This window comes from Henriciella aquimarina, from assembly GCF_002088975.1.
Taxonomy (GTDB): domain Bacteria; phylum Pseudomonadota; class Alphaproteobacteria; order Caulobacterales; family Hyphomonadaceae; genus Henriciella; species Henriciella aquimarina.
Window position 1 is genome coordinate 1 of the sequence record NZ_NCST01000106.1, and the last position, 18,901, is coordinate 18,901.

Sequence of the window (18,901 nt, forward strand, 5' to 3'; positions counted from 1 at the left end):
CAGGCGCCTGATGAAGGCCATGGGCCTGCAGGGCATTATCCGCGGCAAGCCGCATCGCACGACCTACAGCGACAAGGCGGCGCCGTGCCCGCTCGACCATGTGAACCGCAACTTCAAGGCCCCGGCGCCGAACCGGCTCTGGGTCAGCGATTTCACCTATGTCTCGACCTGGGCAGGGTTTGTCTATGTCGCCTTCGTCATCGATGTGTTCGCCCGCCGCATTGTCGGCTGGCGGGTCAGCCGGACAGCGCATGCGGACTTCGTGCTTGATGCCCTTGAACAGGCCTTGCATGACCGGCGGCCCTGCTCTGGAAGTGGTCTTGTCCATCATTCAGATCGTGGCAGCCAGTATGTCAGTATACGGTATACGGAGCGTCTGGCCGAGGCAGGTCTTGAGCCGTCGGTGGGCAGTGTTGGTGACAGCTATGACAACGCTTTGGCGGAAACCATCAATGGACTCTACAAGGCCGAAGTCATCTGGCGGAAAGGCCCGTGGAAATCCATCGATGCCGTTGAATACGCCACCCTCGAATGGGTCGACTGGTTCAATCACCGCCGCCTGCTCGAGCCAATCGGAAACATCCCACCGGCAGAAGCCGAGGCCAACTACTTTGCAGCGCTGAAGGAAAACGCTATCGCTGCTTGACCCCAACCAAACAGCCTCCGGGGTTACCGGCGCGGTTCAGGGGGGGGGGGGGTAGCCGTCACCACGGTGTGCGCGGTGCTGTGCTCTTACAAGCCCCCCAGGTCGACATCCTTCAGATCACCGCTGGAAGAACGGGTTCATATCCGCGAAAAGGGATAACCTTGGCAGGCATAGTTTCGCGGCTCTATTAGACCTCGAATGGGTTGAGAAGCTGGACGGGCAATCCGGAAAAATCCTTCGTGTTGCGGGTGGCGAGTGAGGCTCCATGAACGCCTGCAATACCGGCGATCATCATGTCGGATGGGTGGGCATGTTCGCCTCGATTTTCGCGCTCTGCCCGATATCGCCCGCACAGATAGGCCGCCTCGCTGTCTAAAGCATGGATCGCCAGTCCGTCTTCAGGATCGATCAAAGACTGAAAGCTCTGGAGCAAGGCTTGTTTCCGGCGTCCAGCTGGCAAACGCTCTAGTCCGTATACGATCTCCGAAATCGTGATTGTCGTCGTCGCCAGGGGGATGTCCCCAAGACGCCTCAACCAGGTGCCGATCAATCGATCGGGCACCGGCCGCATGAGTTCGGAGATAATGTCCGTATCGAGAATGATCATGCGCCGGACTAGGACTCAGCGAAACCGGGGCCTGCCCGATCACCACCGCGTGCCGGCATTTCAAGTTCTACGCCCTCTTCGTCCTTGAAGAGACTGCGTGAACGTTCCCAGAGTTTGGACCCAGTGATGCCACCGACGGCCTGCTTTAGAATATCGCGGGCTTCTTCCTCCATGGAGCGGCCATGCCGGGCGGCACGCATGCGAAGCTGGTCCTTCACAACATCATCGAGATTTCGAATTGTGATCATAGCCATGCTCTACGCCTCCAGTTTGGTAGACCTTACCACATTGAATGCATTGCATGCAACGCATGCATTCTCGGAAAGTTTCCATACGGCAACCCCAGTCCGTAGAGCGTCGTTGGGGAAGCAGGCCAGTTTATTCGTCCGCCTCCCGGCAATCATCTGACGATATCGCACCGGCCCTATCCGTTTCAGGCGGGGTCAAGGGTCGCGCACGCGACCGCGAAGCGGCCTTGCCCTTGACCCGGCCTGAAACGGGGGCGGAGATTGACATTGGCCGAATGGCAGGTCTTGCCATACGGCCTGAATGCAACTCTGCACCATCCCGATGAAGATACGCGGAGAGTTTCTTTGCGCGTGCCTGGCGCTGTGCCAGTTCGTCTTCAAGCAATTCGAGAATGGGCCAGTAAGCATCTCCGAAGCGATCGATCAGCGCGGCCACCGTCTGGATCGCACATTCAATGTCACTATCAGAGTAGCTGGACATAACCGGATTTTGGACCGGCGAACGACGCACAAATAGTGGGAAAGCCCGCAATCTTCCGCGACCTTGGGCAGCCTTCGCACTACGCCGCGAGGGCCGGTCGAAAGTTCGGCCAGGGCGTGCTCTCAAGCTTTTAACGTTTCGCTCGCTCCACAAGCCCGCCATCGTCTTTGAGCTTGCGCGCCACCTGATTGATGAAATGGTCAAAGCGCCTCTGGCCGAGTGCATGGGCCATATCTCGCTCCTGTTCGGGCAAAGGATCGGTCCGGACAAGCCAGTAGAAAATGTAGTGGCCCAGCGTCTCCAGGGAGAGCTGCATATCGTACTCCAATTGGCCCATTCGGCGCTCGAAGCTTTTGAGCTCTTTCATGACCCGGTCTTCCACCGCCAGGTTGCGCTCCGGATCGAAATAGAGACTCAGAGCCTCTTCAAGCACATCCGTCTTGCTGACTCTGCGGGAGGCAGCGGTCTCGCCAAGGTGAGCATGTAACTTCGGATCAAGGCGGAGATTGACGCGGGGTTTCATCGGTACCGAGCCTACCGGCCCCCTTCGATAATCCCAGTTGGAAACGCGCTACAGAGCGACACGCGCCCGCAACGCCATGCAAGCGCCTGCGATCAATGGTGCACACCGTCAGCAGAAACGACAACGGATCTGCGAAACTCCGTACACCACAAAGCCGTGCAAAAGGCGCCTAAATATCGATGTGCAGACAAGGCGTTAGGCAGGGCTTGGCGCCAAGCCTTTAATCTTGCCCTAACGGGTTCGCGCTCCAATCCCGTCTCTCCTTTCACCGCCATGGGCCGCCACATGCTGTCATAAACTGCCTATTGCCGGCGAAAGGGTCCTGGCCGGAGGACATGCCGCATAGACGCGCGCCCGGCGTTAAGAATGAGAAAAATGCGGGATTTGCCTGAACGAGGTTTCGTGCCAATCTTGGGCTACGCCGCAGTCTCTTCGACAGAACACTTCAGCGATCGCGCAGGGCGGTAGAGGTACGTTCAGAGCGTAAGAGGCAAAGGACATGAGACCTCTCTCGAAGCTACTTCTTCAGCCTCACGCCAGCACCACCATCCTGATTTTCCCCGTGATCAAGAAATACGACACCAGCCTCTTCGAGCGCACGGCGCACAGATTCAACGTTCGCAGGCGTGCTTGCTGACGGCCCTCGGCTACCCTCCATCCTTCGGACAGTCGGCACCGATAATCTGGAAGCTTCAGCCAACTGGGGCTGCGTCCAGTCAAGAAGTGCTCGCGCAGCACGAATTTGGGCAGAAGTGAGCATAAATAGATATTTTCTTTTTGCGATCATATTTACTTTTTTAAATCACGCCTCTATTGTACGTGATACGAAACGAGTCACTTTTACTATAAAGGCAAGCCAATGTCTCGACGCCCTGAAGGTGCGGCGCACAGGGAAGCTATTGCATACGGCGTACTTTCAAGACGTCAGCTCATGCAGGGGTCTTTAGTGGTCGCTACTGGAGTTCACATTTCCAACGAAGGAGATCCGGCCGTCGGAGTCTGCAAGAGATGGCTGGCGTCGGACGTAGAACACGAAGCGCTAACACGACGATGGCAGGATCTCGAACACCGCCTGTTTCAATCCTATAGCCCGCCTTACTCTGACCAGCGCCTTAAAGGCGTCCCGGAATTCGTCGAAATGAACGCCATAGATCGGCGTCTGGATGACTTGAGTGAGTCTAAGGCAGATCTATTCACGGCAGTCCTCTCAACACGGGCAACCACACTGAGTGGCCTGCTGCTAAAGCTAACCGTTGCCGAAGCTACCATTCAGCCTGACCAGGACGAAGCCGCTCACAAGCTAATCCAGAGCACGCTGAACGACGGACGCAAGATTGCTGGCATGCGCGTCTGACGAGTGGCACTTTTGAGAGCTTTGACCACGCCCCAAGACCCTGGTCATGAGGCTATCGCCAATTTGTTTGAATCGATTGAGGTTGTGGCTGTCTATCAATCAGAACTGGCTTGCTGGCGCATACTGCCCTTTCATCGTCGGCTGTCCTGGTGACCGCTCGACGCGGACGTCACCGGACTCACCGCCTTCGCGGAAAAGCCAGGCGCGTTCATTCACATAGAGCGGCGACACGCCACGATAGCGCAGCCCAATCCGGGCATGCCCGAGAGACTTGGCGAGGTAATTGAGCATCATTGTCGCCTGCAGCGGCCCGTGAACAACGAGATCAGGATAGCCTTCTACGTCCCGTGCATAGGCTTGATCGAAGTGAATGCGGTGGGAATTGAACGTCAGCGCAGAATAACGAAACAGCTGACAGGTATTCGTCCGGAACGGTGTGCCTTCACTCTCACCTTGTAGAGACGCTGTAGCCGCCGGCGCAGATGGGTTCCGATAGACGAGGTTCTGCGTCTCACTGATGACCGCGCGCTCTCCGACGAACGCTTCATGGTCCAGCTTCACAAAAATGAGCGGGCCCGATCCGCCAGCTTTTGCTTCGATACTGGAAACCTGTGTGTTCCGTACCACCTCGTCACCCGGTTGCAGCGGCGCCCGGAGGACAACTGTTCCGCCCGCCCACATACGGGCAGGCAACGGCATCTCCGGCAAGAGGCCGACCGTTCTGGGATGGCCGTCCTCACCCAGTTCAGTCGTAGGCGCGATTGGTGGAAAGAGAGTCCAGTGAAATCCTGGCGGTACAACCTCAATATCTCGCTCGACCAGGTGGTCTTCCAGCGTACAACGAAACTGGGTGAGCGCGGTCTCGCCAACCTTGTCACTCCGGCTTTCCTCATGGCCAACCCAGGCCTGGAGTGCTTCGATATCCAGTTCGCTCATTCGGTTTCTCCTGCTTTCCGGAGAATGGTACGGGCGCGCTCGACAAGAGGTGCGTCTATCATCTCGCCATCCACGGAGCGTGCTTCGCCCCCTTCGCCGCCCGCGAGCACCTTTCGAGCCCAGGTCACCTCTTCAGGTGGGGGCGCAAAACCGGCACGCGCCGAAGCGATTTGCTCAGGATGGATCAGGAGCTTGCCACCAAAGCCGAGCCCATTGGCGTGTTCCGCATCGCTGCGTATCACCGCCTCCTCACCTATATGTGTCGTCACCCCGTCCAGAGGCGCGGCAATGCGGGCGGCCCGCGAAGCGACGACAAGTGTCGACCGGGCCAGGAGGCAGGCTTCGCGCGTCGGCTGGCAGCCGATATCGAGTGCAAAATCAATCGAGCCAAAGATCAGGCGGTCGCTCACCTCCGCGATCTCGTATACAGCGCGAAGCCCCTTGGCGGTTTCAATCAGCGCAACAACGGCCTGCCCCGATCCCAGGGAACCGCGAAGCTGCTTCAGCTGTCCGGGACTCTCAGCCTTGGGCAAGACAACCGCACCAACACCGCTGGCTACTGCCAGTTCCACATCGTGCTCGTACCACGAGGTCTCGCTGCCGTTCACCCGTAGCCAGACATCCACACCTCGGATGTCACCGAGGGCTTTACCTGCTTTCGACCGCGCATCGTCCTTGCCGTCGTCGTTCACTGCGTCTTCCAGGTCGACGATGATCGTATCACTGCCAGCCATGGCCGCTTTTGCAAAACGGTCAGGCCGCGTGGCGGGCACAAAAAGGGGAAAAGAGTATGCGTGCATCAGAGGAAACACCTCAGAAGGAACGGGGCATGCCAAGTATGTGCTCGGCGACGTAGGACAGGATCAGATTGGTCGAGATCGGCGCAACCTGATAGAGGCGCGTCTCGCGGAATTTTCGCTCGATGTCATATTCCTCGGCAAACCCGAATCCGCCATGGACCTGCATGCATTCATTTGCCGCCTGCCAGCTAGCATCTGCAGCAAGCAGTTTCGCCATATTGGCCTGTCCACCGCACTCCTCATTGGCGTCATAACGCCGGCAGGCATCGAACCGCATCAGATTTGCGGCTTCGATATTGACGAAGGCGCGCGCCACTGGGAACTGCACACCCTGATTCTGGCCAATCGGCCTGTCGAAGACGATCCGGTCACCGGCGTAGCTCACGGCACGATCGATAAACCAATAGCCGTCGCCAATACACTCAGCAGCGATCAAGGTGCGTTCGGCATTCAGGCCGTCCAGAATATATCGGAAGCCTTTTCCCTCTTCCCCGATCAGATTTTCTTCCGGTATCTCGAGGTCATCGAAGAAGACCTCATTGGTTTCATGGCCGACCATGTTCCGGATGGGTTTGATATCCATGCCGGAGCCCAAGGCATCTTTCAGATCGACGATAAAAACCGACAGTCCCTGGGACTTCTTCTGGACTTCACTCAGAGGAGTTGTGCGGGCCAGAAGGATCATCAGGTCGGAATGCTGGATACGGCTGATCCAGACCTTCTGGCCGTTTACGACATAGCGGTCACCCTTCTTTACAGCCGTAGTCTTGAGCTTGGTCGTATCCGTCCCGGTCGTGGGCTCGGTTACGGCCATGGACTGCAGGCGAAGGTCTCCGCTCGCAATCCTGGGCAGATAGTGCGCTTTCTGTTCAGCGGAACCGTGGCGTAGCAAGGTGCCCATATTATACATCTGACCGTGGCAGTGGCCGGCATTACCACCATTACGGTTGATCTCTTCCATGACGATCGAGGCCTCTGTAAGACCGAGACCGGATCCGCCAAATTCCTCAGGGATCATGGCCGCCAGCCACCCCGCCGATGTCAAAGCGTCGATGAACTCCTCAGGATAGGTTTCAGCCGCACCATGGTTTCTATGATACTCATCAGGGAACTGGGCACAAAGCGCTCGCAATGCCTGGCGCAGCTCATCATGTTCTTTGGGGGCACAGGTCTTCAAAGGTCTTTCTCCCTTGGCGTCTTTTGCGGTCGCCAGACGAACAAGGCTGCCCCCGCAGGCGGCCCCAGTCTAGCCAGAACCTATTTCAACATGTTGCGGGCGATAATGATCTGCTGGATTTGCGACGTGCCTTCGTAGATCCGTAGCAGGCGCACATCGCGGTAAAGCCGCTCGATCTGGTAGTCGGCGATGTAGCCGGCGCCGCCATGTACCTGAACGCAACGGTCGGCGATCCGGCCTGCTGCCTCGCTTGCAAAATATTTTGCGCACGAGGCCTCAAGTGCTGCGCTGCCTTCCTCATCATATTTCCTGGCGGCAGCCCGGCAGAGGTGGCGCGCGGCCAGCAGGTCGGTCTGACTATCGGCCAGCAGGCCCTGCACAAGCTGATGCTGTCCGATCGGAACCCCAAACTGCCTTCGCTCCCGTGCATAGTCCGTGGCGATATCGATCATGCGCTGCGACGTCCCCGTCGCCACCGCGGCGAGATGGATACGCCCCCGGTCAAGCACCTTCATGGCCGTATAGAAGCCCTTGCCGAGTTTATCCGGACCTCCAATGATCGCAGACGCTGGCAACCGGACATTATCCAGCATAACGTCGCAGGTCCGCGTACCTCGCTGCCCCATTTTCTTGTCCGTTTTACCAAATGAGACACCCGGGGTGTCAGCCGGCATAAGGAACGCCGTGACACCGCTGGCGCCATCCTTGTCCGGGTCAGTCCGCGCAAGCAGGGTAAACATACCGGCGCGGCTGGCATTGGTAATGTAACGCTTGGTGCCGTTGATAATAAAATCATCGCCATCGCGCCGGGCGCTTGTCTGGATGTGCGCGGCATCAGAGCCATGGTCCGGCTCGGTCAGGGCGAAGGACGAGATTATCTCTCCTGTCGCCAGCCGGGGCAGGAAAGCCTCCTTCTGTTCTTCGGTCCCGTCCATGACGAGGCCTTGCGAACCGATGCCGACCGTCGTGCCTATGAGTGAACGGAACGCCAGCGACGCGTGGCACAGTTCCTCTATGACGAGGGTCTCCTGCTCCATATTAAGGCCGATGCCCCCATACTGTTCGGGGATGGAGATGCCGAACAGGCCGAGATCGCGGATTTCCTGTACAATATCTTCCGGGATATCGTCAGTTTCTTCCACCTCTGTTTCTGCTGGAATGAGACGCTCCCGTGTGAACCGCCTCACCGTCTCCAGAAGCTGGTCGAGAACATCGCTTTCAATGCCGTTGTTCATGAATCCTGCCACACTTTTTCGGGGAAAGGCGGAAAACCCTCACCCTCATTAATTTCACTCTGCGAAATTAGCATTTCATTTTTGAATTACAAGGCTTCTCATAGCGGAATAGACGCGGTACGGTCTTCTCTCTACGCCTAAGGCCCCTATGGGCGCCACGGAGACGACCGGACATGTCCAGACCGACCACACAGATTGAAAGGGTAGAGCCGAGCGGAATGCTGCCCGAAGCGCCAGAGCTATCCGATCTGGAAGAGTCCTATGGCGAGGATCGTAAGTTCATCTGGTCTGTCGCGCGCACCCTGCAATTGCTTCAGGCATTCCGGCCGGACGAAGGGGCGATGGGTAACAGCGACCTCTCCGAACGCACAGGGATCGCCAAGGCCACGATCAGCCGAATTACTTATACGCTAACCGAACTTGGCTACCTCACGCGGACCCGGAACCGGCACTACATCCCGACGCCAAACCTGCTATCACTCGCGCGCCCCGTTCTTGGCGGGTTCCGGATTCGACACATGGCGCAGCGCCCCATGCAGGAACTCGCCAACCTGGCTGGCGGAACGGTCGGCATCTCCTGGCCTGACCGGGACACGATGATCTATATCGCGGCGAGCATTGCCTTCTCCTCATCAGACCTGATGCCGGAAATCGGCTCACGCATGTCGATGGCGAAAAGCGCTGCAGGCCGCGCCTACCTTTCAACGCTGGATGACGAGGCCCTGCAGAGCCTTTTTGAGCGCTGGTCCACGTTTTACGGCGCTGAATGGGGCAAGCTGGAAGCGCGCGTTCTCACCGCGATTGAGGATGTGAAGACGAAAGGTTTCTGTATTGTCGAGGGCGAATGGCGCAAGAACGTCCGCGGCGTCGCTACGCCCATCTTCGACCAGGATCATGACACCTGGCTGGCCCTGAACTGCGGCGGGCCAGCCTTCGATCTCGATCGCGAACGCATCGAGACGGATGTGGGGCCGCGCCTGCTCCACCTTGCGCAATCTCTTTCCGGTCGTCGTTGACCGACCCCCTTAATATTCAGGAGAGTCACATTCATGCCCCGTGCAGCCATTGTAGCCCCCGTGAGAACGCCTGTTGGCGCCTTCGGCAAAACCCTTCGAGACGTTGCGGTCGAAAAGCTCGGGGCCCTCGTTACCAAAGATGTAATCCGGCGCTCAGGCATTGATCCTTCCCTTATCGAGGACCTCGTTTTCGCCCAATCCTATGCCAATAGCGAAACGCCGTGCGCCGGACGCTGGATCGCCCTTGAAGCCGGCCTTCCTGTCGAAGTCCCCGGTATGCAGCTTGACCGGCGGTGTGGCGGTGGACTGCAGTCCATAGTCACCGCCGCCATGATGGTCGAAACCGGCGCGTGCAATGTCGTCATGGCTGGTGGCGTGGAGAGCATGTCGAACATCGAATACTACACGACCGACATGCGCTGGGGCGCACGCTCCGGGACCACCCGATTCTTCGACCGTCTGGATCGTGGCCGCGAGAGATCACAGCCGGTCGAGCGCTTCGGCCACATCTCCGGCATGATCGAGACAGCAGAGAACCTGGCTCGGGACTATGGAATCAGCCGTGAAGCAGCCGACGCTTACGCTGCGCAAAGCCAGAAGCGCGCCGCAGACGCATGGGAACAAGGCAGGTTTGACGAGGAAGTTGTCCCGGTTGAAGTTCCCCAGCGCAAGGGCGGTCCGGTCATGTTCGAGCGGGATGAAGGCATCCGGCCGGATACCACGCCGGAGAGCCTGAGCCGCCTGCGCGTCCTGATGAAAGACGGCACGGTTACCGCTGGGAACGCCGCCCAGCAAAACGATGCGGCCGCTGCATGTCTCATTGTATCCGAGGACAAGCTTGATGAACTGGGTCTCACACCGATTGCATTCCTGAGCGGCTGGTCGGCTGTCGGCTGCGAACCTTCGCACATGGGCATTGGGCCGGTTGGCGCAACCCGGAAAGTCCTCAAGCGGACCGGGCTCTCCATGCAGGATATGGGACTTGTAGAGATCAATGAGGCGTTCGCGGCACAGGTACTGGCATGCCTGAAGGGTCTCGACTGGAATGACCAGTCCATCCTGAACGTGAACGGCTCAGGGATTTCGTTAGGCCACCCGATTGGCGCGACAGGTGTCCGGATCATGACAACCCTTCTCCACGAAATGCAGCGGCGCGAAGTGCGCTACGGTCTGGAAACCATGTGCATTGGCGGCGGCCAGGGCATGGCCGCAATCTTCGAGCGGGCCTGATCTAATATGCGAGCCGGACAGGAAACAGATCTGGAAGCACTGGACTGGCCTGCCCTTGTGCAGCCTGGCACACTCGTCGTGTGGGGACAGGCATCGGCTGAGCCAACAGGCCTTACCGAAGCCCTTACCCGGGCCCGCCACAGGATCGGCGCGTTCCGGGCGTTTGCAGGCATCAGTTACGGGGCCAGTGTCGATCCGGCCTATACCGACATCATCAGCTACGTATCGTATTGTGGCACCGGACAGAACAGGAAACTTGGCGACAAGCTGGACATCCTGCCTGTCCATTACTCGAACCTCGTCCAGGCTTTGAGGCATGAAGATATCGTTATCCTCATCCGTCTGGCTCAGGGGGCGGATGACGACCATTTCAGCTTCGGTCCCGGGGCCGACTATGTGGCTGACCTGTTGAGCGTTGCCCGGCTCGTGATTGCCGAGGTAAGCTCCGGAACACCCCAGACCGGGACGGGCCGGGACATCAAGCGCAGCGACATCGACTATATCGTCAGAACCCGGACACCGTGCCTGTCACCGCCTCAAGGCAAAGCCGGGGACGCTGAAGCCAAGATTGCGCAGAACGTGGCCAGCCTGATCGAGGATGGAGCCACGCTCCAGATTGGTCTCGGCGCGCTTCCGGGCGCCATCCTGAAAGCCCTACATGGTCATAAGGATCTAGGTGTTCATTCCGGCCTGATAACGGGTGAGGTTGCTGACCTATGTACCGCCGGGGTCATCACAAATAGCCGGAAAACCCTGGACCGTGGTCTCACTGTGACAGGACTTCTCTCGGGCGATGAAAGACTCATGCAATGGGCCGATGGCAACTCCCGTCTATCCATCAGACCAACCAGCTACACGCATGCTCCTGACACACTCCGCGCCATCGACAGGTTTGTCGCGATAAATTCAGCGATCGAGGTCGATCTGACCGGCCAGGTCAATGCCGAGATAGCCGCAGGGCGCTATGTAGGCGCGGTCGGTGGAGCCGCCAATTTTCTGAGGGGCGCTGCAGAGTCGAAGGGTGGTCTTGGCATCATAGCCCTCCCCTCAACCGCTCGTGACAGAAGCCGGATTGTGAGCCAGCTCTCAGGCCCGGTCACGACGGCACGCGCCGACATTGGCTTTGTCGTCACGGAGCATGGCATTGCCGACCTCCGGAACGCAACGCTCACGCAAAGGCAAGAACGCCTGCTCGCCATCGCGGATCCGCTACATCAGGATGGTCTCACAACATCGCAAGTTGAGCCGAGCAACTGATCCGGGCACACCATTGAGCAACGCACGCGATGTTCAGATCGCATCAGCACTTGGCAGGCGTCAGAGCAACTCGATTACCATGTCATGATTTCCGCAGGCGCAAGCCTCCTCGGAAACCTGTGCGGCAACTCCCGTTGCCAGACGCTGCAGAGGCTCTGAGCGGACCTGACGGGACGTAAGCAGCAACTGATCATTTTCAGATTCCGCGATCCACTCGCGCGAATCGAGATGCAGTTTCCCACGGGCGCATTCCAGCAACAGCACTGGCCCGGCGATCACACAGCGGCGCGCATCCACTTCAGGCAATACTTTCACAGCCTCGTAGGCATCAGGACGCGCCCATACAGTCCGGCCCCTGAAAACAGTCTTAGCATCATGGCCCAACATCTCGAGGCCTTCGAGCGTCTCCTTGCCAATGCCAATCATGGCCACAGGATCGAATTGCCGGCTGAGCGACTCGACGCGGCCTGCATCGAACGGGCTCAAATCGGCATTCGTGCCATACATTCCGAGAATCTGGACCGCGTATTCAAAAGGCGCGAACTGAACAACTTCCGGTGTCAGTGAAACATTGGTGATCACACTGCCTGGATCAAAGTTAAAGCTCTTCAGTGTCCGCACCATGCTCACTCCAGCACGGTCCAGCTCGGTCCGCCGGGAGCCGTAAAAGTGCATCTTTCCATCAACAGTATAGCTGCCGATCACATCTGGTCTTGGCAAGGTCATGACTTGGTTACCCGTGGAATCTTGTGTGGTGGTCCGAGCTTCAGCAGCTCCTGCTCATCGACCAGTTCGACGACAAGGGGCACGCCTATGGCCTCCTTTATCTTGCCGTGAAGCCGATCATGAAGCTCTTTATCCGGCCCCGTCATCCGCTCCTTGTTATAACCGATGCGCAGCTTCAGTTCGTCCATTTCCCGGCCTGTGCGGACAATCTGGAAGAGAGACGCGCGTGTCTCGCTCTCATTTTCGACCAGCCCCATGATTTCACGCGGCAGAATGGAGCGCCCCTCAACAAGGATCTGGTCGGTCGCACGGCCCAGGAGATTGAATTTGGCATGCGTGCGCCCGCACCCACACGGTGTCCGGTCGATAATGACAAGGTCCCCCGTCCGGTACCGCACAAGTGGAGACAGTCGGTCGACCAGTGTCGTCACAACAAGTTCACCAACTTCGCCATCAGGAACTGGCTCGGCCGTGACCGGATCAACCGCTTCAATGAATGCGAGGTCTTCATAGGCATGAAAGCCATCATGCATGCGGCAATGAGTGGCGCCCGCGACATCACCAAGGCTCGTTGTTTCAAACACTTCAAGCCCCCAGGATTTGGTCAGGTTTTTCAGTCGTTCGCCCAATGGCTCGCCGCCGAAAACAGCGCCCTTGTAGGACTTGAAAACATCGACCGGGTCCTCACCGGTCTTCTCGAAATAGTGCTCCATAGCGAGGATAAGCGGCCCGGGAAAAATGCTCATCGTGACAGGGCGATAAATCTTGGATGCCTCGATGAGACGCGGAATCTCTGTTGGCGACATACTGAAGGCAATTTCGCAAAGCCCCATTTCCTGTGATGCCCGCCGACGATGCCCGCCCCGGAAAGTGAACATGATATGGCAAATATGATCGCCCGGACGCGCCCCTATATGCCAGAAATCGCGACTGTAACTTTCTTCCGAAGGCATACGCCGCCAGTTTGGCACCGGCGTCGGATCCCCAGTGGTCCCGGATGTTGTGCCGATCGATACAGTCTGCCCTGGTATACGCACACTCATGCCACCAGATGGATCGCCATTCCGGTCCCGGAAGTCACGAATGTCATCCTTCGTGATGAATGGTACCTTTTCCTTGAAATCAGCAGTTGATTTTATGTCATCTGGACTGACACCTGCCTTCTTCCAGACTTCATTGATCAGAGGCGCATTGTAGAAGGCATGCCGGCTCATCGCCGCGAGCGATGCCTCCTGATGACTGTCCAGGAAAGCCCGGGATGCGACCTCGATCGGGTCAAGGACGTCAGGCCATCTCGTTTGTGTCTGTGACGCCATTTTTGGTCGTCTCCTCCCTTGGGTCTTGATCGGTCTCAACCGACCTTTGGATAGCCTCCGCCGCCATAAGCCTCATCAACCTTGGCACGGTCGATAATGCCGCCCGCCCCTCGGGGCAGGTCTTCGGCAAATTCGACAATCTTCGGCTTCTTGTAGGATGCCAGCCTCTGGCGGCAGTGCTCGATGAAATCTTCCGGAGCTTGCTTGGCGCCCGGCTTTCTAATGATGACAGCCTTGACGTTCTGGTCCCATGTCGGGTCCGGCACGCCAATGACGCAAACATCGGCCACACCCTCATGTGTCTTGAGGCACGCCTCGACCTCGGCAGGGTAGATATTCTCGATGCCCGACTTGATCATCGTCGTTTTCGGTCCAACGAAAACAATGGAGCCGTCTTCCAGGCGCCTGCCCAGATCATTGGTTCTGTGCCACCCATCGACAATCCGGCGGGCATTCTCTTCCGGCCGGTTCCAGTAACCACACATGACCAGTGGGCCACGTGTCATGATCTCACCCGTTTCGCCGGGCGGCAATTCCCGGCCATCTTCATCGGCAATCTTCGCCTGCAGAAATGGTGAAGGCCGTCCGGCACCTTCACCGCCCATCCACTTCGTAATCGTGAGACCACCGATCTCGGTTTGTCCATAACCTCCCGGCGCCCCCATCATGGGGGACGTCCCAGGCATCACCAGGGGTATGCGATAGTCCGACATCTGGGCATCCTTGAAGATGCTGGAGACATCGTACTTTCCGCCCTCGTTGATGGCCCGCATCTGCTCGATCGTCGGCGGCGCGATGAAAGCGTGTGTGAGCTTTTCGGCCTCAATCATCTGGAGCAGTTCTTCCGCCTCGACGCGCGCCACGAAAGCATTGCGTCCGCCGGCGAGAAATGTTGCAAGTGCCCCCATCAGGACGCCGACATGAAACATCGGCCCTGATACCAGATAGCCCGAACTTTCATTCACCCCCTGCCCGACCTGGTTCAACCAGGAAACGATCAGCAGGGATTCGTGGCTCAGCAGGGCTGCGCCCGGCTTACCGGAAAAACCTGCTGTATAGATCGCCAGTAGCGGCTTTGAGGTTTCAACCGGATCGAATTCGATTGTCGGATCAGCCCCCGCGATCAGATCCTCGTAATTTGTCTCTCCATCGCAGCCATCATGGCAGATCCAGTTGGAATCAGGACGCCAAGCGTCACGGGCACTGCGATTGACTTCACCTACGTCACGGTCCTGCCAGAAGACGACTTTTGGATCGAAATCATCTAGCGCGAAGGCAATTTCTTCAGGCGACCAGCGCCAGTTGGCTGGACACATGATTGCCCCGACACGCGCGCTGGCGAGAAGCGCCTCCAGAACGCGAAAGCTATTCTGGCCAAGCCAGAGTATCCGATCGCCCCGCTTAACGCCGCGATCGCGCAAGACAGTAGCGAGACGGTTAACGCGCTGATCCAACTCCTTGAATGTGAAACGATGTTCCCCATCGACGATAGCCGTCATGTTCGGCCTGCAACGTGCCTGCTCTTCCAGCAGATCTCCAAGCCCGTAAGCATGTATACCAAGATAGGGCGAAAGTGCCTTGTGCTGCTTCATGACCCCCTCCTTCAAACCGGCCTGAAAATAGGCAGAAGCCAGTCATCCTGGATAGGATTCCAGTCGACCGTGACCTTCATGCCGATCTCGACATCTTCAGCCTTGATGCCAATCAGGTTGGATACGAGCCGCGCGCCCGGTGCCCCGTCCAGGTCAACAACGACCGGGACATAGATCAGGGGCTCGCCACTATAGGGCGAGCGTGTACAGATCGCGAAGCTGAAAACCGTAGCCGTTCCAGGCAGGTCAGGCCACGACATTTCACGGCTCTGGCATTCGGGACAATAGGGCGTGGGCGGCATACGGAAGTGGCCGCAACTGGCACATCGACATGCGGTCAACTTCCTTTCCTTCGCCTTTTTCCAGAACGGCTCGGTGGCAGTGTCCGTCGTGATCGCAATTTTCTCCCCTGGCAGGAGCTGCGCTTCCCCATATTCAATCGACATGTCAGGCCCTCCTCAGGATACAGCCGGAAACTGGCAAAGAGGCTGGGCCACCGGTGACGAGCGCGAACTCCGCATCGTTCACCTGATTGGTTGCAACGCCACGCAATTGCTCGACAGCTTCGCGAGTATGCGTCGCACCGATAATGTAAGCTTCGGACAATTGCCCGCCATGTGTATTCACCGGAATGGAACCGCCATTATAGCGAATGGCCCCGCTCTCCACGAAAGGCCCGCCCTCGCCTTTCTCACAAAAACCGTAATCCTCGAGCTGCATGAGAACCATGGCGCTGAAGTGGTCATATATCAGGGCCACATCCATATCGGCAGGCTTGCGCCCCGACATTTCCCAGAGGCGATCACCAATCGGCTTATGGCCGGAAGACCCGAAATGGGGGTCGGGCATCCCCATCCACGCGAACGCACGGCCCCATTCACGTTGCCCGCCATGCGCGGCGCCGTGAATAAGAACAGGCTTCTGCTTAAGGTCTTTCGCCCGATCCGTCGTCGTCGTGACCCAGGCAACTGCACCATCGGTTTCAAGACAAAAGTCGAGCCGGCACAGCGGATCGGCGAGCATTGGACTGGCAAAATATTCTTCTTTTGTCAGTGGCGTGCGGCGCATGGCGCCCTCGCGGTTGGCTGCATTCTCCCGCTGACTGATGACGATCTCCGCAAAAGCATCCCGGGTCGTGCCGTAGAGATGCATGTGACGGCGCGCCAGCACAGACATGAGATGCCCCGGCCCGACCAGACCTGAAGGCTGGAGAAAAGAATTCTCGGGACTCGGCGCACTCGCTCCGAACACGGTGCCGAGACGTTGGCGGTACTGCTGAAGCGCCATGACTGTTACAACATGCGTCGCATCTCCATTCATGATAGCCGCTGTCGCTAGCCCGACGGCACCGGCTGCGCCCCCACCCCCGCTCGTCAACGCGGCGCTGAATGTAACTTCCGGGATACCCAGCATTTCCATGAGAGAAGCAGTATCGGCCTTATCCCCGTAGCCCATCTGGGCCCCTGAATAATAGGCGAAACCATCGATCTGCTTTACCGAAATACCTGCATCATCGCAGGCCTTCAGGATGGCCTCCCCGACCATGTCATTGATGGTACGGGGGTGGCTATGCCCACGGACATAATAGTCCGTGGCTCCGACGCCCACAATCGCGCATTTGTCCTGATTGACCCAGACCAATAGCTGGCCTCCCTGTTATCGGATCCGCAGATCACTTGTATAACTAGGTTATAGAGTAATGACAGCCATCTTGTCCAGCGCCACACATGGGAAAACCAGAGAAAAATCTCACGCGAAATGCAGCCTGCGGTACTTTCCGCCGAAATAGAGCAACGGGTCGCGTCTTGGCTCGAATTTCGCCCGCAACACTTCTCCGACAATGATGACATGATCCCCACCATCGGCAATCTCGTGCTGGCGGCATTCGAAATTCGCCAGAGCCCCCGCAAGCAACGGGACGTCATGGTCCCCCCTCTGCCAGGGCGTGCTGGCAAAACGGTCCTGGCCAGGTTTTGCGAAGGTGTTTGAAATTCCCTGCTGGCCGATATGCAGGACATTAACGCCAAAATGTTCAGACGCGGTCAAAGTATCCAGCGAACCAGCCGTCTTGGCAATGCAGACCAACAGAAGTGGGGGGTCCAGAGAAACAGATGTGAATGAATTCGCCGTCAGGCCGATAGGCTCCTGTTTCCCGTTCATTCCGGTCACAACCGTGACCCCTGTTGCAAAACATCCCAGCGCGTCGCGCAGTGTCCGGGCGTCAGAACCGGACCTGTATTCCGGCGTAAACCGGGGTACGCGCCGCTCCAGAAAATCGAGCAGCGTGGCGTTGAACAGATCGGCCCGTTCCTCCGTGACGAGGTGACGGGACTCCTTGATCTCGGCAAACTCGGCATTCCTGAAATTCTCAATGAAACGTGCTGCCACTTCATGCCCGGTAAGCTCAGACAGGGCACCGCGGACAAAAAGGACCGGCATCTTGATATTGGATGCACTTTTCGAGATCCGGTCGAGGGTGGACTGAACGTCAAACCCGTCGAGAAAACGTACATCCCATGGCAGATTGCCAGGGTCTGTCTCGGCACGCTTCTTCAGCGCGTCGGAAACTTTGCGGGCTTTCTGCGCATCGATCTCTGGCGGCGCGTCCACCAGAACGAGGCCTGTGGCAAGATGCTCGCCATCTTCCGCCAGTGCGACACTCGCGATCCAGCCTCCGAGCGAAGCCGCAACAATAACGGGACGCGATCCAAGTTCACTCAGTATCGCCTTCAGATCCCCCACATAAGCGTCGAGGTCATATCGTCCATCTTCGGGCCAATCACTTTCGCCATGCCCGCGCAGGTCGACACTGATGACATAGCGCCCTGCCTGGACGAGTGACTCTACAGCAGGCTTCCACATCTCGCGTGTCTGTCCGCCGCCATGCAGCAACAACACCGCTGGGTCTTCCGGCCAGCCCTGCACCTCGGCCTGAAGTTTCGCGCCGGCAAATCCTGTATATTCCTGAATCGGCATGACGCCTCCCTGTTGTTTCCAATGCCTCAACGGGCACTGTCTCTTTGAAGCCATTCCGCAATCATGCGGGCCCGGCGCTGGATCATTAGCCGTGCGATATCGGGGTCACGGGCCAACACGGCATCGCAGACCGAGCGCTGTAATTCACGCGCACGCCCACGATCTTCGGCCGTCTGGAACAACCGGATATTCTGCTCCTTGCGGCCGAATGTGTAGCCAATCTCGATAAAGAGCTCGAACGCCGGGTTGCCACTCATGGTGGCAAGCAAGCGCGCGAGTTCGGTTTCACTATGGATAAGGGTCTCGGGGGTTTCGTCACACCCCGCGCCTGCCTCCACGCCCACCCTGAAAGCAGTTAGGCGTTCCCATAAGCTACTGTCAGAACAGCCACAGGCCGCCACAACCGCCTCCTCGGCGATAGGCTGGGTTACGGCCTGAATATTTTCGATGGTTGCCCCATTCAGCCGAAGATATCGGGCCGGCGCACGGATAACATCAATCGCGTCAGGACGGGTCGCAAAAAAGCCGCCTCCCTGTCCCTTACGGACGTTTATCATACGATCAGCTGAAACCAGCTTTGCCGCCTGGCGGAGCGTAGGGCGCGAGATATCGAACGCCGCCAGAAGATCCTGCTCCGACCCCAGAAATTCGCCGTCCTCGGCCTTCATGGACAAGTCGGTCAGCTGGCGGGCTGTCCGCTCTACCAGCGACACGCGCTGACCATGCACCTCAATCTCGGGGTCGTCATAAGGCATAAGAAACTCCACAACCTAATAGATAC

The 18,901-nt window shown here is 58.0% G+C and carries 19 protein-coding genes; 4 read left to right on the forward strand and 15 right to left on the reverse strand.

Going from position 1 to position 18,901, the window contains the following annotated elements:
• A partial coding sequence (locus B8784_RS16190; RefSeq protein ID WP_143435293.1) for an IS3 family transposase occupies positions 1 to 646 on the forward strand: 646 nt, incomplete at its 5' end.
• Between the two features lie 187 nt (positions 647 to 833).
• Here the strand turns inward: B8784_RS16190 and B8784_RS16195 are convergent.
• The 8 genes from B8784_RS16195 to B8784_RS16240 form a co-directional block, all read right to left on the reverse strand.
• Entirely contained in the window at positions 834 to 1,253 is a 420-nt protein-coding gene (locus B8784_RS16195; protein WP_084398950.1) for a type II toxin-antitoxin system VapC family toxin, read from the reverse strand.
• A gap of 8 nt (positions 1,254 to 1,261) precedes the next feature.
• Positions 1,262 to 1,507 carry a FitA-like ribbon-helix-helix domain-containing protein gene (locus B8784_RS16200; protein WP_084398951.1) on the reverse strand — a complete coding sequence of 82 codons (246 nt, stop codon included), beginning with the start codon at positions 1,505 to 1,507 and terminating at the stop codon, positions 1,262 to 1,264.
• A gap of 605 nt (positions 1,508 to 2,112) precedes the next feature.
• Positions 2,113 to 2,505, reverse strand: a complete 393-nt coding sequence (locus tag B8784_RS16210) for a hypothetical protein (RefSeq protein WP_084398953.1) — start codon at positions 2,503 to 2,505, stop codon at positions 2,113 to 2,115.
• 517 nt (positions 2,506 to 3,022) lie between these two features.
• Complete coding sequence (locus tag B8784_RS22250) at positions 3,023 to 3,265, reverse strand: helix-turn-helix domain-containing protein (protein ID WP_084399017.1); 243 nt, start codon at positions 3,263 to 3,265, stop codon at positions 3,023 to 3,025.
• Positions 3,266 to 3,958: 693 nt separating this feature from the next.
• Positions 3,959 to 4,795 carry an FAS1-like dehydratase domain-containing protein gene (locus B8784_RS16225; RefSeq protein ID WP_084398955.1) on the reverse strand — a complete coding sequence of 279 codons (837 nt, stop codon included), beginning with the start codon at positions 4,793 to 4,795 and terminating at the stop codon, positions 3,959 to 3,961.
• Positions 4,792 to 5,595: an HpcH/HpaI aldolase/citrate lyase family protein gene (locus B8784_RS16230; protein ID WP_084398956.1), complete on the reverse strand. Its 804-nt coding sequence runs from the start codon at positions 5,593 to 5,595 to the stop codon at positions 4,792 to 4,794. Before B8784_RS16230 ends, B8784_RS16225 begins: the two co-directional genes overlap by 4 nt.
• 13 nt (positions 5,596 to 5,608) lie before the next feature.
• Positions 5,609 to 6,772: an acyl-CoA dehydrogenase family protein gene (locus B8784_RS16235; protein ID WP_084398957.1), complete on the reverse strand. Its 1,164-nt coding sequence runs from the start codon at positions 6,770 to 6,772 to the stop codon at positions 5,609 to 5,611.
• Between the two features lie 80 nt (positions 6,773 to 6,852).
• Positions 6,853 to 8,007: an acyl-CoA dehydrogenase family protein gene (locus B8784_RS16240; protein WP_084398958.1), complete on the reverse strand. Its 1,155-nt coding sequence runs from the start codon at positions 8,005 to 8,007 to the stop codon at positions 6,853 to 6,855.
• 173 nt (positions 8,008 to 8,180) lie between these two features.
• Here B8784_RS16240 and B8784_RS16245 point away from each other — a divergent pair, with 173 nt between their 5' ends.
• The 3 genes from B8784_RS16245 (at position 8,181) to B8784_RS16255 (ending at position 11,510) form a co-directional block, all read left to right on the forward strand.
• Positions 8,181 to 9,023: an IclR family transcriptional regulator gene (locus tag B8784_RS16245; RefSeq protein ID WP_084398959.1), complete on the forward strand. Its 843-nt coding sequence runs from the start codon at positions 8,181 to 8,183 to the stop codon at positions 9,021 to 9,023.
• Positions 9,024 to 9,056: 33 nt separating this feature from the next.
• Positions 9,057 to 10,253 carry an acetyl-CoA C-acetyltransferase gene (locus tag B8784_RS16250; RefSeq protein WP_084398960.1) on the forward strand — a complete coding sequence of 399 codons (1,197 nt, stop codon included), beginning with the start codon at positions 9,057 to 9,059 and terminating at the stop codon, positions 10,251 to 10,253.
• Positions 10,254 to 10,331: 78 nt separating this feature from the next.
• A complete protein-coding gene (locus B8784_RS16255; RefSeq protein ID WP_233356200.1) occupies positions 10,332 to 11,510 on the forward strand; it encodes an acetyl-CoA hydrolase/transferase family protein in 1,179 nt (392 codons plus the stop codon).
• Positions 11,511 to 11,570: 60 nt separating this feature from the next.
• On the opposite strand, the gene B8784_RS16260 is transcribed toward B8784_RS16255, so the two are convergent.
• The 7 genes from B8784_RS16260 to B8784_RS16290 form a co-directional block, all read right to left on the reverse strand.
• A complete protein-coding gene (locus B8784_RS16260) occupies positions 11,571 to 12,236 on the reverse strand; it encodes a hypothetical protein (protein WP_084398962.1) in 666 nt (221 codons plus the stop codon).
• Positions 12,233 to 13,450 (reverse strand): phenylacetate--CoA ligase family protein, encoded by a 1,218-nt coding sequence (locus B8784_RS16265; RefSeq protein ID WP_143435573.1) that lies wholly within the window; start codon positions 13,448 to 13,450, stop codon positions 12,233 to 12,235. The genes B8784_RS16260 and B8784_RS16265 overlap by 4 nt, the downstream gene beginning before the upstream one ends.
• A 137-nt stretch (positions 13,451 to 13,587) precedes the next feature.
• On the reverse strand, positions 13,588 to 15,144 hold the full coding sequence (locus tag B8784_RS16270) for an AMP-binding protein (RefSeq protein ID WP_084398964.1): 1,557 nt from the start codon (positions 15,142 to 15,144) through the stop codon (positions 13,588 to 13,590).
• Positions 15,145 to 15,155: 11 nt separating this feature from the next.
• Entirely contained in the window at positions 15,156 to 15,590 is a 435-nt protein-coding gene (locus B8784_RS16275; protein ID WP_084398965.1) for a Zn-ribbon domain-containing OB-fold protein, read from the reverse strand.
• Between the two features lies 1 nt (position 15,591).
• Positions 15,592 to 16,752: a thiolase C-terminal domain-containing protein gene (locus tag B8784_RS16280; protein WP_084399018.1), complete on the reverse strand. Its 1,161-nt coding sequence runs from the start codon at positions 16,750 to 16,752 to the stop codon at positions 15,592 to 15,594.
• A 141-nt stretch (positions 16,753 to 16,893) separates the two neighbouring features.
• Positions 16,894 to 18,069, reverse strand: coding sequence for an alpha/beta fold hydrolase (locus B8784_RS16285; protein WP_233356202.1), 1,176 nt, complete (start codon positions 18,067 to 18,069; stop codon positions 16,894 to 16,896).
• A 77-nt stretch (positions 18,070 to 18,146) separates the two neighbouring features.
• Entirely contained in the window at positions 18,147 to 18,875 is a 729-nt protein-coding gene (locus B8784_RS16290) for a FadR/GntR family transcriptional regulator (protein ID WP_143435575.1), read from the reverse strand.
• Positions 18,876 to 18,901 lie beyond the last annotated feature (26 nt).

Bases quoted from the DNA above. Each gene is read 5' to 3' on its own strand.
- B8784_RS16250 (WP_084398960.1), top strand. From the start codon at position 9,057: ATGCCCCGTGCAGCCATTGTAGCCCCCGTGAGAACGCCTGTTGGCGCC.
- B8784_RS16265 (WP_143435573.1), bottom strand. From the start codon at position 13,450: ATGAGCCGGCATGCCTTCTACAATGCGCCTCTGATCAATGAAGTCTGG.
- B8784_RS22250 (WP_084399017.1), bottom strand. From the start codon at position 3,265: ATGCTCACTTCTGCCCAAATTCGTGCTGCGCGAGCACTTCTTGACTGG.
- B8784_RS16260 (WP_084398962.1), bottom strand. From the start codon at position 12,236: ATGACCTTGCCAAGACCAGATGTGATCGGCAGCTATACTGTTGATGGA.
- B8784_RS16210 (WP_084398953.1), bottom strand. From the start codon at position 2,505: ATGAAACCCCGCGTCAATCTCCGCCTTGATCCGAAGTTACATGCTCAC.
- B8784_RS16270 (WP_084398964.1), bottom strand. From the start codon at position 15,144: ATGAAGCAGCACAAGGCACTTTCGCCCTATCTTGGTATACATGCTTAC.
- B8784_RS16195 (WP_084398950.1), bottom strand. From the start codon at position 1,253: ATGATCATTCTCGATACGGACATTATCTCCGAACTCATGCGGCCGGTG.
- B8784_RS16200 (WP_084398951.1), bottom strand. From the start codon at position 1,507: ATGGCTATGATCACAATTCGAAATCTCGATGATGTTGTGAAGGACCAG.
- B8784_RS16225 (WP_084398955.1), bottom strand. From the start codon at position 4,795: ATGAGCGAACTGGATATCGAAGCACTCCAGGCCTGGGTTGGCCATGAG.
- B8784_RS16245 (WP_084398959.1), top strand. From the start codon at position 8,181: ATGTCCAGACCGACCACACAGATTGAAAGGGTAGAGCCGAGCGGAATG.
- B8784_RS16240 (WP_084398958.1), bottom strand. From the start codon at position 8,007: ATGAACAACGGCATTGAAAGCGATGTTCTCGACCAGCTTCTGGAGACG.
- B8784_RS16275 (WP_084398965.1), bottom strand. From the start codon at position 15,590: ATGTCGATTGAATATGGGGAAGCGCAGCTCCTGCCAGGGGAGAAAATT.
- B8784_RS16230 (WP_084398956.1), bottom strand. From the start codon at position 5,595: ATGCACGCATACTCTTTTCCCCTTTTTGTGCCCGCCACGCGGCCTGAC.
- B8784_RS16290 (WP_143435575.1), bottom strand. From the start codon at position 18,875: ATGCCTTATGACGACCCCGAGATTGAGGTGCATGGTCAGCGCGTGTCG.